Origin of the sequence: Aeromonas salmonicida (assembly GCF_028355655.1) — a bacterium.
GTDB classification, from domain to species: Bacteria; Pseudomonadota; Gammaproteobacteria; order Enterobacterales; family Aeromonadaceae; genus Aeromonas; species Aeromonas salmonicida.
On sequence record NZ_CP110645.1, the window covers coordinates 3,507,478 to 3,521,080 of the forward strand.

At 59.4% G+C, this 13,603-nt stretch carries 10 protein-coding genes; 3 read left to right on the forward strand and 7 right to left on the reverse strand.

Translation table 11 applies throughout. The features are described 5' to 3' along the window. Positions 1-90: 90 nt before the first annotated feature. From ONZ54_RS16295 to ONZ54_RS16305, 3 genes are all read right to left on the reverse strand, one after another. Positions 91-1,617, reverse strand: coding sequence for a methyl-accepting chemotaxis protein (locus tag ONZ54_RS16295; RefSeq protein WP_271786678.1), 1,527 nt, complete (start codon positions 1,615-1,617; stop codon positions 91-93). A 39-nt stretch (positions 1,618-1,656) separates the two neighbouring features. Beyond that, positions 1,657-2,388: a substrate-binding periplasmic protein gene (locus ONZ54_RS16300; protein WP_042468743.1), complete on the reverse strand. Its 732-nt coding sequence runs from the start codon at positions 2,386-2,388 to the stop codon at positions 1,657-1,659. A 550-nt stretch (positions 2,389-2,938) separates the two neighbouring features. Beyond that, a complete protein-coding gene (locus tag ONZ54_RS16305; protein ID WP_021139103.1) occupies positions 2,939-4,177 on the reverse strand; it encodes a uracil-xanthine permease family protein in 1,239 nt (412 codons plus the stop codon). 305 nt (positions 4,178-4,482) lie between these two features. On the opposite strand from ONZ54_RS16305, the gene ONZ54_RS16310 reads away from it, so the two are divergent. Further along, positions 4,483-5,883: a hypothetical protein gene (locus ONZ54_RS16310; protein ID WP_271786679.1), complete on the forward strand. Its 1,401-nt coding sequence runs from the start codon at positions 4,483-4,485 to the stop codon at positions 5,881-5,883. Next, positions 5,880-6,221, forward strand: coding sequence for an RT0821/Lpp0805 family surface protein (locus tag ONZ54_RS16315; RefSeq protein WP_125606400.1), 342 nt, complete (start codon positions 5,880-5,882; stop codon positions 6,219-6,221). Before ONZ54_RS16310 ends, ONZ54_RS16315 begins: the two co-directional genes overlap by 4 nt. An 88-nt stretch (positions 6,222-6,309) precedes the next feature. Here ONZ54_RS16315 and ONZ54_RS16320 read toward each other — a convergent pair whose 3' ends face one another. Then, positions 6,310-8,025 carry an NAD-dependent malic enzyme gene (locus ONZ54_RS16320; protein ID WP_021139102.1) on the reverse strand — a complete coding sequence of 572 codons (1,716 nt, stop codon included), beginning with the start codon at positions 8,023-8,025 and terminating at the stop codon, positions 6,310-6,312. Between the two features lie 236 nt (positions 8,026-8,261). Here ONZ54_RS16320 and ONZ54_RS16325 point away from each other — a divergent pair, with 236 nt between their 5' ends. Beyond that, entirely contained in the window at positions 8,262-9,050 is a 789-nt protein-coding gene (locus ONZ54_RS16325) for a substrate-binding periplasmic protein (RefSeq protein ID WP_271786680.1), read from the forward strand. A gap of 33 nt (positions 9,051-9,083) precedes the next feature. Here the strand turns inward: ONZ54_RS16325 and ONZ54_RS16330 are convergent, their stop codons facing one another. The 3 genes from ONZ54_RS16330 to ONZ54_RS16340 are packed head-to-tail and all read right to left on the reverse strand — an operon-like array spanning position 9,084 to position 13,586. Beyond that, a complete protein-coding gene (locus ONZ54_RS16330; protein ID WP_271786681.1) occupies positions 9,084-10,037 on the reverse strand; it encodes a formate dehydrogenase subunit gamma in 954 nt (317 codons plus the stop codon). Beyond that, positions 10,034-10,693, reverse strand: coding sequence for a formate dehydrogenase FDH3 subunit beta (fdh3B, locus tag ONZ54_RS16335; RefSeq protein ID WP_058393423.1), 660 nt, complete (start codon positions 10,691-10,693; stop codon positions 10,034-10,036). Before fdh3B ends, ONZ54_RS16330 begins: the two co-directional genes overlap by 4 nt. 4 nt (positions 10,694-10,697) lie before the next feature. Continuing rightward, positions 10,698-13,586 (reverse strand): formate dehydrogenase subunit alpha, encoded by a 2,889-nt coding sequence (locus ONZ54_RS16340; RefSeq protein WP_271786682.1) that lies wholly within the window; start codon positions 13,584-13,586, stop codon positions 10,698-10,700. Positions 13,587-13,603 lie beyond the last annotated feature (17 nt).

Sequence of the window (13,603 nt, forward strand, 5' to 3'; positions counted from 1 at the left end):
AAACTCATTATTCTGCTGATTTCGCCGCCCAATTGGCTGTGCTATCGGCATCTGTGACGCCTCATCATGACCATTGCTTCCACCAAAAACTCATACCCTGAACTGCTTGAGCAAGCTGTCGAGCTGGGCCGACAACTGGCGCAGGTCGCTGCTTGCCTCCGCTACCTGAGCCACCCGGGCGGCACTGTCATTATTGAGTCCGGCAATGCGATTGACACTGTTGCTGACCTCTTGCGCCACCGAATGCTGCTCTTCCGACGCCTGAGCGATATACATGTTCATCTCGCGAATGAGACTGACCTGGGTCTTGATTTTCTCGACAGATACTTGCACATCTGCCGCTTCAACACCTGCCTGTGACGCTTTGTTCTGACTGTGCTGCATGCCGGACACCACATTTTGTGTCGCCTGTTGCAGCCGCTTTATGCTGGCGCTGATCTCTTCGGTTGATTGCCGGGTACGCCCGGACAGGGTACGAACCTCATCGGCCACCACGGCGAAACCACGGCCCTGATCTCCGGCTCTGGCCGCTTCTATGGCGGCATTGAGCGCCAGCAGATTGGTCTGCTCGGCAATGCCGTTGATCACTTCAATGATGTTGCCGATGCTGCTGCTCTCCGTCGAGAGCGAACGGATCAGGTTGGCGACCCGCTCCACCTCTCCCACCAGTTGATGAATGGCCTCATTGGCATGGCCCGCCAAGTTGTAGCCCTGATCGACATAGAGGCTGGCTTCATCGGTCGCACTTGAGGTTTTCACCGCATTACCTGCGACCTCCTGTACTGCATGACTCATTTCGGTAATGGCGGTCGCCACCTGATCCAGCTCTGATTGCTGTTCATCACTGCCGCGGCGGGTATCGGTCGCCAGGGAATCACACAGCTCCGCCGTTTGCAGTACACCGGCTGAGAGGGTGTTGATCTCGGCCACAGTGCCTTGCAGCTTGGCGATGAACTGATTGATATTGCCAGCCAGAGCCCCCATCTCGTCCTGGCGGCGGATCTTGAGGCGCTGCGTCAGGTCACCATCCCCCCGGGCCAGGTCAAAAACGGCTGAGTTCATTTGATGCAAGGGCCGCAACACGTTGCGATGAATAAGCACCATCAGCAACAATATGATGCAGATATCGAGCACCACTATCTGCCAGACAGTGGTGATGAGCAGTTGGCGAAGCTGTATTTGAATGGTGTCATCACTGGTCAGCACCAGCAGTTTGGCCACAGTGTTCTGCTGGCCATTGTCGTCATACACCAGATCATGACCGCTATAGGCGGCAGTATCCGCTGGCAGCTGGGCGACCCCCTGAATGTCGCCAGCAGGCTCACGGGCAAATCCCGCCACCAGTTTATCTTTGTTCACTACCAGCAGGGCGCTGAGCGCATCGGCGGCCAGCTCCGATTTCAGCGATGCCTCGATAAACGCTGACTCGTAATTCCATAGCGGGCCGGGCAAAGACAACTGCAGCCGGCTGATGGCCTGCTCGACCAGCGCGGCCTGTCTGTTATAGCTATCCGCTCTGGCTGCGCTGTAGTTGTAGCCGCCAAACAGCACCAGCAGCAGACTCACCGACAGGGAGGTCAGCACGGCAATCCTGAACTTCAGACTATTCCAATCCATGGTTCCCTCCCGACATCGATACTTGGCCGCTTCCTGGTGTTACTGGTACTTGGCATTGATCTTTTCGATGGTGCCGTCAGCCTTCATGGCGGCAAGGATCTCGTTGAGCTTGTTGATGAGATCATCCGGTGTCTCTTTGTTGAAGGCCAAACTCATCTGGGTTTCCTTGAACACAAATACCGGCTTGGGATTGGTGGTCTTCTCCTGATTGGCCAGATATGGGGCCAGATATTCGCCGGTCGCCCACAAATCGATGCGGCCAGCCGCCAGCTTTTTCACGTTGGCCGTGTCATTAGCCGCCAGTTGCAGTTTGTCGAACCCCTGTGCCTTGAGGAACTCTGCCGCAGCATCACCGTTATAGCCGCCGACTGAATACTGCTTGGCATCTTCCAGAGACGCGATAGTGATGTTGGAGCCGGGATTGGCAAAAAAGACCCAGTTATTGTTGACCAGAGGGCCAACCCATTTGAACAGTGCCTCCCGCTCGGGAGTCCGCGTCGTGGAGTAGAGTGCATTATTGGGGGTACTGAGCGTGTCTTCATAGGCACGCTTCCATGGCATCATGCTCAGCTTGTATTCAACGCCGGCACGCTTGAGCAACTCTTCCACTACCTCGGTAGAGAGCCCGACGATCTTGCCTCCCTCCCCCTGCATGTTGAAGGGCGGATAATCCTCGGTCATCACATTCAGCGGTGCGGCCTGAACTGCGCTCATGGCCAGTACCGAAGAGACGGAGAACAGGGCACTTTTCCACAACAGTTGATATGTCATTGCAACCTCACTTTGCTCATAACTCATCCCTAAATACCCGCCATTATCGATGACTGGGCTGTCATGACCCTGGCTGGGTCGCGCCGGCTTTCACGGTTCACCGCCTTCACGACACATGTGGCAGCAAGCAGATGGGGGGGGTGGATCAGCTGTAGTAACGAGATAGTGGCTGACTTGGCTGACCAAAGGGTCAGGATCTGGTGATCAGGATGAGAAGTGGCTGCGCCATGATGGCCAGGGCTTGATGGGAAAATTGCCCGGTGCAATACCATGACAAGTCGTACAACCAGAGAGGCAAGGGACAAAAAAATGATTGAAAACACCCACATCCATTTTTTCATATTGCGCAGCATAACCTCAGAGCCAAACCTGTCCTTTAGCTAAGGTCACGAAAGCAGATACGTCAACACATACGCCAAATAGAGCGTTTAGTGCTGAAATGGTGCCAAATAACACCACAATGACCATACCTCATTCATTGCCAGACCAAAAACAGGAAGCCACCCTGAGGTGGCTTCCTGTTTTTCACAGTGAGCGATAGCTCCCTTGCTTAATCCTTGGCGGCGTCCATCACGCCCTCTTCGGAATTGGCAGGCAGGATCAGGTTGAGCAGGATGGCGGCGACCGAGGCCAGACCGACACCAGCCAGGGCGAAGTCACCGATCTTCATCTCCAGAGCGCCGACGCCCACAGTCAGGGTCACGGCCACGATGGCGATATTGCGCGACAGTCCCAGATCCACCTTGGACTCCACCAGGGTCTTTAGACCGATGGCGGCGATGGACCCGAACAGCAGCAGCATGATACCGCCCATCACCGGCATGGGGATGGAGGTGAGCAGGGCGTTGAACTTGCCGAAGAAGGCCAGAATGATGGCAAACACGGCGGCCCAGGTCATGGTAACCGGGTTGAAGTTGCGGGTGATCATCACGGCGCCGGTCACTTCGGCGTAGGTGGTCACGGGTGGACCACCGATGAAACCGGCGAAGCAGACACCTATGCCGTCACCGGCCAGGGTGCGGTGCAGGCCCGGGTTCTTGGTGTAATCCTGCCCGGTCACACCGCCGATGGCGAGTACGCCACCTATGTGCTCGATACAGGGCGCTATGGCCACCGGCAGCATGAACAGCGCCGCAGCCCAGTTGATCTCCGGAGTTTCAAAATGGGGCAGCGCCAGCCAGGGGGCATTGATCATGCCATCAAAACTCACGTGGCCCATCAGCACGGCAGAGACGTAACCGGCAATCACACCGCACAGTATGGGGATGAGCTTGATCCAACCCTTGCAGAACACGGCGGCAATCAGGGTCACCGCCAGCGAGATACCCGCCAGGGTCAAGGCCGTGGTGGGCGGAACTACCTGCTCGGCACCGGCACGTCCCATCGCCATGTTGCAAGCGACCTGGGCCACCGAGAGGCCGATCACCATGATCACGGGGCCAATCACCACAGGGGGCAGCAGCTTGTGCACAAAGCCCATGCCACGCACGCGAATGAGTGCCGCCAGGATGAAATACATGAAACCGGCGGCAAACAGGCCAAACATGGTGGACGGCAGTCCCCAGGTCTGGGTGGCGTAAATGATGGGGGCGATGAAGGCAAAGCTGGAACCGAGGAAAATCGGAACCTGGCGGCGAGTGCAGAGCTGGAACAGCAGGGTTCCCACACCGGCGCCAAGCAGGGCCATGGAGGGGTTCAGTCCGGTGAGCAGGGGCACCAGAACCATGGCACCGAAGGCGACAAACAGGATTTGCAGCCCGGCGACACTTTGCTTGACTAAGGAAAACATGGATGTCCTTAATTTTTTGATAACTGACAGGGATATTTGACACTTTTCAGTTATCACAAGACTTTTTCAAGGCACGAAACGAGCCATAAGGCGTCACTTGTTACCTTTTACTGCTTGGGGAGGGCATGAAACTGGCTTTTTAGGCGGGATTCGTTGCTACAAGCATCGAGTATGCGATTTTACGCACTTTTGTGGCAGACGCCAATCGTTTTTCCTTCATGATTATTGTGTTTATGATCAAAAGTTCCGCCATCAGGGGGCGCTCTATAATGGATCCTGTGAATCAAGATGGACAAGGAGTCCCCATGTCACAGCCCCCATTCAAAGCCAGCCAGCGCAGATTGCTGATCGGCTCGGCTATCGCACTCGCCCTGTTTGCGAACCCGTTCAGTTATGATTTCACCCACAATGAGTGGCAAATGAATCAGGCCTATGCCAAGTCCTGCTTTATCGCCGGCACCCGCATAACGATGGCCGATGGCTCCATCCGCCCCATCGAAACGCTCCGGGCCGGTGAACAGGTGCAGGATCAGCACGGCGGCAGCAACCGGATCCTGGCGGTCGAACGGGTCATACTGGGCAAGCGCAGGCTCTACGGGATCAACCATCTGCCTCCATTCTTTACCGCTGAGCACCCTCTGCTGACCACTCGGGGCTGGGCGGCCATCTCACCCGCCATGACCCGAACCGAAAACCCGCAACTGACGGTGTTGCCGCTATTTACCGGCATGCAGATAGTGTGTCGCCCGGTACCTGTCATGGTGACAGGCAATCTGGCCCTGCAACCCCAACCGGAATTACTGCTGGTTGAGTCACTCTGCTCGATCGAGGCGCCTCCCACTACCGAGCTCTTCAATCTGCTGCTCGATGGCAGCCACAGCTACATCGCCAATGAGCTGATCGTTCACAACAAAGATGGCAGTGGCAGCAACAGCGGCGGAGGCAACGATAGCGGTGGAGGCAACAACAGCGGCGGAGGCAACGACAGCGGCGGAGGCAGCAACAGCGGCGGAGGCAGCAACAGCGGTGGTGGCAGCAACAGCGGCGGAAGCAGCGACAGCGGTGGAAGCAGCGACAGCGGTGGAAGCAGCGACAGCGGTGGTGGCAGCGATAGCGATGGGGGCCGCGATGATAGTGGCAGCCAGGGCGAGCATGCTGGCGGTGAGCGACATGGCAGTGGTGAACAACACGCAGGTGGCGATCACCATGGCGGGCGCGGGTTTGGCAATGGCATTGATGACAACGGTATGGATGCCGTTGATGCCAACGGCAACAAACTCAGAGGCGATGGCACGGTCGATGACAACGGTGTAGATGCCGTCGATGCCAACGGCGGCAACAAACTCAGAGGCGATGGCACGGTCGATGACAACGGTGTAGATGACGTCGATGCCAACGGCGGCAACAAACTCAGAGGTGATGGCACGGTCGATGACAACGGTGTAGATGCCGTCGATGCCAACGGCGGCAACAAACTCAGAGGCGATGGCACGGTCGATGACAACGGTGTAGATGACGTCGATGCCAACGGCGGCAACAAACTCAGAGGTGATGGCACGGTCGATGACAACGGCGTGGATGCCGTCGATACCAATGGCAACAAACTCAGGGGCGATGGCACGGTCGATGATCGCCAGCAAGTGCTTACCGATGAGCAGGAGCGTGCGCTGCTCAACAACGGTTTTCGCCAACAGGGGCAACCATGATGCGCTATCTGCTACCACTCCTCCTGCTCGGCCTCGCTGGCTGCGCCACGGTCGACACTCCGCCGCTTTACCATCAGATGGATAAGGCAGATGTTCAACTGGCCAATCAGGCCCTCGCCAAGGCACTGGAAACCCGCACCAAAGGGCAAAGCCTCACCTGGTTCAATCCAGCCAACCGTCACTCGGGCAGCGTCACGCCGCGGCGTACCTTCCGCCATGCCAACGGGGAGTGGTGTCGCGACTATCGCGAGCAACTCTATATCGGCAAGATGAGCCAGCAGTGGCAGGATACCGCCTGCCGCAATCAGGAAGGGCGTTGGCGGCCACTGCGAACTTAGTGCATGCCACGGGAATAAACGAAAGGGGGTAGCAGCGCTACCCCCTTGTCATCTTTACTGCCCCATGATCTGGTCAGTGGATCCGTGGTTATACCCGGCGATAAGGCAGGTAGAGCGGCTCCCACATGTGGCTCAGTATGTGCTGCTGCAGATCCTGCCCGATCAACGGGTGGGACGGATCCTTGCGCACTATGTCTTTGAGCACGGCGGTCGCCACGTGGACCGAGATATTGCGCAACTCGCGAATGCGCGGATAGACGGAGCCCTGGGCCAGATCCTCCTCGTTCACGCACTCGGCCAGCGCGAAAGCCGCCGTGGTGAAGATATCCGGGCTGATCTCGCTCAGCTGGCTGACGATGGCCGCCAACCCCACGCCCGGGAAGATGAAGACGTTGTTGCCCTGTCCGATGCGGTAACTCTTGCCCTCGTAGTGCACATCATTGAACGGACTGCCGGTGGCAACGATCGCCTTGCCCTGACTCCAGCGGTAGATGTCTTCCGGCAGCGCCTCGCAGTTGGCGGTCGGGTTGGAAAGCGGGAACACCATGGGGTGAGCACAATGTTTTTGCATCAGCTGGATGTGCTCCTCCTTGAAGGCGCCACCGGCGCCGCTGGTCCCCAGCAGCACAGTGATGGGCACATGACGCAACACGTCCGTCAGATTGGCCTTGCCGGGGGCTTCGGTATCCCAGCCCGCCAGCAACAGACCCGGCTTGGCGTAACGACGCTTGTACTCGTCGAGCCCTTCACGGTTGTCGCACACCAGCCCCTGGGTATCCAGGATATAGATGCGATCGCGGGCCGCCTGGGGATCCAGCCCTTCGCGGATCATGCCTGCGCAGATCTGATCCGCCACCCCTACCCCACCGGCGCCCGCGCCGTAGACCAGGTAGTTCTGCTGACCCAGGGTTTCCCCTTTCACCTTGACCGCCCCTATGATGCCGGCCAGCACAACGGCCCCCGTGCCCTGAATATCATCGTTGAAGGAGGGCAGCGCCTGCTGGTAACGGGAGAGATTGTTGAAGGCGTTGGACTTGCTGAAGTCTTCCCACTGCAAGACGGCGTTCGGGAAGTGGCGCTTGACCCCGGCCACGAACTTTTCGATGAAGTCGTCGTACTCCTTGCCACGGATCCGTCTGTGAGGCTGCCCCAGATACATGGGGTCATCCAGCAGGGCCTGATTGTCAGTGCCCACATCCAGCGCGATGGGCAGGCAGCAGGCGGGGTGAATACCGGCCGCCAGGGTATAGAGGGAGAGTTTGCCGATGGGAATGCCCATGCCGCCCACCCCCTGATCACCGATCCCCAGGATCCCCTGACTGTCGGTCACTACGATAATGCGCACCGACTTGGCGTCCAGATGACGCGCCAGAGAGCCCATGTCCTCGACGTTTTTCGGGGTGATATAGAGGCCGCGTGCCTTCTGGTAACGATGGCTGAACTCCTGACACGCCTTGCCGACGGTCGGGGTATAGATGATGGGGGTCATCTCCTCCACGTGACGGGACAAGAGGGCATAGAAGAGGGTTTCGTTGCGATCCTGCAAGGCACGCAGGTTCTGGTACTTCTCGATGTCGCTGCAGGCGCTCAGAAATCCCTGATACACCCGCTCCAGCTGGGCTTCAAAGGTTTGCACCTGAGGAGGCAGCAGGCCGTCAAGCTCGAAGTCGGCGCGCTCCTGTTCGGTGAAGGCGGTGCCCTTGTTGAGATTGCGATCGTTGAGCAGGTCAGTGCCTGTCAGTGCAACGGGGCGAAAATCCTGTCCCTGTGCATCTTTCCACAGCAGATATTGTCCGGTAGCCATAGTCATTCTCTTTGATTTACGTGAAGTTGCCGTTCGGCAGGAGAGCAAGACTCATAATGAAATCAATCATATGACGTTTAATCTTTCGGTTTTGTGAGCTTGGGCATACCCTGCGGCCAAAATACCAAGCCAAAGTGACACTCAGCCAGTGTTGCGACAAATGGACAAAAGTCATGCTAGGATTGCGGCCATTCTGACCATCCTTCACTGTCCACCAGCCAAGAGTGGTTTCTATATTGTTGATAGCCAAGCTTATTTCTCTGCGTCTGATGCTGCCGGTCTTGCTGTTGCTGACCATGTCGAGTCCCCCCGCCCTGGCCACGCAGCACAGGGTGCTCAACATCATAGTCGGTGAATGGCCCCCTTTCGTCTCGGAGCAGTCGAAACACTACGGCCCCGTGGCTCACCTCATCAGCGATCTGTTTCAGGAGGCGGGCTATAGCGTCAGATATCACTTTGCCCCCTGGGGCCGGGTCTATTCGCTGGCGGCAGCCAGCCAGCTCTATGACGCCACCGCCGTCTGGATGCACAAGCCGGAACGGGAGAAGGACTTTCTGTTCAGCGAGCCGGTATTGCAGGAGCAGTTCGTCTTCTTCTCGCTCACGTCACGACAGTTGAACGCCGAGCGACTGGCACAGATTGCCGGTTTGCGTCTGGGGGGCGACATTGCCTACAGCTACGGGCCCGAGCTTGATGCCATGGTGGCAGAGGGCAAGGTAAGCCAGCAGCGGGTCACCAACATCAAGCTCAATTTCGGCAAATTGCTGCGCGGTCGTATTGACCTCTATCCTCAGGAGCTCCGGGTCGGCCTGACCGCGCTGCGCAAAGAATTTGATCCGGCCACCGCAGCGACCATCACCCACAGCCAGACACCCTTTTTGCAAAACAACAGCTTCGTGATGTTTCCGCGCAAGATGCCGGACTCGGCCAGATTGCAGGCCCAGTTCAACCAGAAATTGCAGCAAGCCATCACCAGCGGACGCTATCAGGACTATTTCGATCGACTGGAACGGGGTGAATACTGAGATCGGGGCCAGCCCCGATCTCAGTACTGCGGCTCAACGACCATCCGGCTTGTCGAGCTGCTCCTTGACCTCTTCAAACCAGAGCCTGTGGTGCTGCCTGGCCCAGCTCTCGTCCACATAGCCGCTCTTCATACCCTCCAGCGCCCCTTCTGTTCCCACAGTCCCTATGTAGATGTGACCGAATGAGGCGGCAATCAGCCCGATGGCACCGATCCCGTGCAACAGGTTGCTCACCGCCATCACCTCTCGGGTCTGGCCAAACAGGGGGAAGTCGAGCACCAGTCCTGTGATACAGACCAGCAGGCCCGCGCTGCACAGCAGCCAGAACCACACCTTCTCCCCGCCGTTGCAAAACGCCGCATCCGGATGCTTGCCATTGGGCAAGATGCCCCCACCCTGGCGAAACCACTCCCAATCCACCCGGGTCGGCAGATTGTGGCGCAACCATTTGAGGATCATCACCAGCAGCCCCAGCACGAACAGAGGCCCCAGGTAGTTGTGCGTCAGCTTGGCGCCCTGAATAGCAGCCCCCCACACCCCATCCCCGAAGGGGCGGATCACAAACTTGCCATAGAGCAGGATCAGGCCACTCAGGGCAAGCAGCAGAAAAAGCGCCGCCGTATACCAGTGCAGGGCACGCTCAAACGGGGTCCAGCGCAGCACCTTGCGACCGGTGCGAGGGTGAGCCAGCTTGAGCTGGCCTACCCACAGGTAGAACAGCAGCAAAGCAAGGACGGAACCACCTATGGCCAGAGCACCGAACGGTGAGACCCAGGTATTACGAAGGGTACGCCACTGTTCACCGGTCACATTGATCAGCACGCCGTGTTCGGCGCCCCCGGAGGTGGTGATGCCCACCTCTCCCCCCTTAACGGCACGCCAGTAGTCGGCGCCGGCAAAGCCGACCGTCTCTTTTTCGGCATCGGCGAAACCGGGCGCACTGAACAGCAGCAAGGCCGTCAGCAGCGCCGTCAGCCAGTGTCTCATTGGCCGCCCTCCTGCTTGCCAAGCTTGAGCCCCTTGCCTCTGCCATCGCGCGGCTGGCTGGCGTCATGGAACAGATCCTGCTCATCCCCGCCCCAGGCGGCGTGAGGGGCGCCGCGATAGGCGACCCGCTCGCGGAAGATGTCGGAGATGACCTGGGCGTCACCGGCCAGCAATGCCTTGGTGGAGCAGAGCTCGGCACACATGGGCAGCTTGCCCTCGGCGATGCGGTTGGCACCGTACTTCTGGCGCTCCGCCTCGCTGTGGTCCTCCTCCGGGCCACCGGCGCAGAAGGTGCACTTGTCCATCTTGCCCCGCTCCCCAAAGGCGCTGCTCTTGGGAAACTGGGGGGCACCGAACGGACAGGCAAACAGGCAGTAGCCGCAACCGATGCAGAGATCCTTGTTGTGCAGCACTATGCCGTCATCTGTGTGGTAGAAGCAGTCGGCCGGGCAGACCGCCATGCAGGGGGCGTCGGTGCAGTGCATGCACGCCACCGAGATGGAGGTCTCGCCGGGCAGACCGTCGTTGAGGGTCACCACCCGGCGACGCTGTATGCCCCACTCCAGGGCATCGTCGTTCTCGTTCTTGCACGCCGTCACACAGCCGTTGCACTCGATGCAGCGCTTGGTGTCACACATGAATTTCATTTTGGCCATGGTCTCAGGCTCCTACTTTACGAAAGCGGCACAGGGTGACCTTGGTCTCCTGCATCTGGGTGACAGGGTCATAACCATAGGTGGTGACTATGTTGACCGACTCCCCCAGCACATAAGGGTCAGACCCTTCCGGATATTTGGATCTCAGATCCTTGCCCTCGAAGTGACCGCCGAAGTGGAACGGCATAAAGGCCAGCCCCGGCTTGACCCTTGGGGTCACCAGCGCCTTGACCAGCACCCGGCCCCCTTCCGGCCCCTCCACCCACACATCCTGACCGTCGCGCACGCCGACGTCGTTGGCATCCGCCGGGTTCATCTCGACGAACATCTCCTGCTGCAATTCAGCCAGCCAGGGGTTGGAGCGGGTCTCGTCACCGCCCCCCTCGTATTCCACCAGACGGCCGGAGGTGAGGATGATGGGGAACTCTTTGCTGACGTCTTTTTCCTGCACAGAGGCGTACTGGGTCGGCAGGCGCCACAGGCTCTTGGAATCAGGCCAGGTGGCGTAGTCAGCCAGCAGATCCCGACGCGGGGTGTAGAGCGGCTCGCGGTGCTTGGGCACCTGATCCGGGAAGGTCCACACCACACAACGCGCCTTGGCGTTGCCGTAGGGCACGAATCCGTGCTGGATGGCGACCCGCTGGATGCCGCCGGAGAGGTCAGTCTTCCAGTTCTTGCCCTCGGCTTCTTTCTTCTCGGCCTCGGTCAGCTCATCCCACCAGCCAAGCTGCTTCATCAGATCGGCGGTGATCTCGGGATAGCCATCCTCCACCTCGCTTCCCTTCGGCCAGGAGTCTTCGGCGAGCAGTGATACCCCCTGATACTCGATGCCGAAACGGGCACGGAAACCGCCGCCCCCTTCTGACACCGGAATGCTGGTGTCGTAAAGGATGTGGCTGCCGGGATGCTTCATCTCGGGGGTGCCCCAGCAGGGCCAGGGCAGACCGTAGATCTCGCCGCTGATGGGGCCGCCTTCGGCCTTGAGGTTGGTCTTGTGGAAGGTGTGCCAGTTCTGCTGGTGCGCCTTGAGCCGCTCCGGGCTCTGGCCTGTGTAGCCCACGCTCCACATGCCACGGTTGTATTCGCGGGTGATGTCTTCCAGCAGCGGCTCGTTGTTCTCCACCTTGATGTGCTTGAACAGCTCATCGGCAAAGCCGAGTTTCTTGCTCAGCAGATACATGATCTCGTGATCCACCTTGGATTCGAACAGGGGCTCGATCACCTTGTCGCGCCACTGCATGGAGCGGTTGGTGGCGGTGACGGAGCCATAGGTTTCGAACTGTGTGGTAGCCGGCAGCAGGTAGACGCCGTCGGTGCGATCGTTCATGACGGCGGCGACTGTGGGGTACGGGTCGACAATCACCATCATGTCGAGCTTTTGCATCGCCTTCTTCATCTCGGGGCCGCGAGTCTGGGAGTTGACCGCATGCCCCCAGTAGAACATGGCGCGGATGTTGGAGCCCTGCTCGATGAGATCGGCGTTCTCCAGCACACCATCCACCCAGCGGGAGACCGGAATGCCGTTGTTCTGCATCGGCAGCTTGCCGTTGTAGGCCTTGTTGTCAAAACGTGCCTTGATCCATTCGTAATCCACATCCCACACCCGGGCCCAGTGCTTCCAGGAGCCCTCTTCCAGCCCGTAGTAACCGGGCAGGGAGTCGGAGGTGACGCCAAAGTCGGTGGCACCCTGTACGTTGTCGTGACCGCGGAAGATGTTGGTACCCGCCCCGCTCTTGCCCACGTTGCCGAGGGCCAGTTCGAGGATGCAGTAAGCACGGGTATTGTTGTTGCCTGTGGTGTGCTGGGTGCCGCCCATGCACCAGACCACGCAGCCGGGGCAGTTGTCCGAGAGCAACTTGGCGGCGCCATACACCTCTTTTTCACTCAGGCCGGTCACCCGCTCCACTTCCGCAGGCGTCCAGCGCGCCACCTCTTTTTGCACCTCGTCCATGCCAAAGACGCGGGTGCGGATGAACTCCTTGTCTTCCCAGCCGTTCTTGAAGATGTGCCAGAGCATGCCCCAGATAAAAGCCACGTCTGTGCCCGGACGCAGGGAGAGGTACATGTCCGCCTTGGCGGCGGTGCGGGTGCGACGCGGGTCGACCACCAGGATCTTGCAGCCGTTGCGCTCTTTCGCCAGCAGTATGTGCTGCATGGCGACCGGGTGGGCCTCCGCCGGGTTGGAGCCGATAAACATGATCGACTTGCTGTTGTGCATGTCGTTCAGGCTGTTGGTCATGGCACCGTAGCCCCAGGTGTTGGCTACCCCGGCCACCGTGGTGGAGTGGCAGATCCGCGCCTGGTGATCCACGTTGTTGGTGCCCCACAGGGACGCCATCTTGCGAAACAGATAGGCCTGCTCGTTGGAGTGCTTGGCGGAGCCGAGCCAGTAGACGCTGTCGGGGCCGGACTCCTTGCGCAGGCGCAATACCTCGTTGCCCACCTCTTCGATGGCCTGCTCCCAGCTCAGGCGCTGCCATTTGCCGCCCACCAGCTTCATCGGGTACTTGAGGCGACGCTCACCGTGGCCGTGCTCGCGCAGGGCCGCCCCCTTGGCGCAGTGACCGCCAAGGTTGAAGGGGTGATCAAACGCCGGCTCCTGACCGGTCCAGACGCCGTTCTGCACCTCGGCATAGACGCCGCAACCCACAGAGCAGTGGGAGCAGATAGTGCGCTTCACCTCGACCGGCACGTCGGCCGCCACGGTTTTGGCCTCGGCCCGCTGCATCATGGCCGGGGCCAGCCAACCGGCCGCCACGGCGCCACCGGCCACCAGACCTGAGTTGACCATAAAGGCGCGGCGGGTCAGCCCCTGACCGCGAGCGGCTGCATTATTTTGCAAGCTGCCCTGCTCGCCCGCTTGGGGCTGCTCGGCACGTTTCGTCAGTTTCATGAGATCTCCTTCACTGA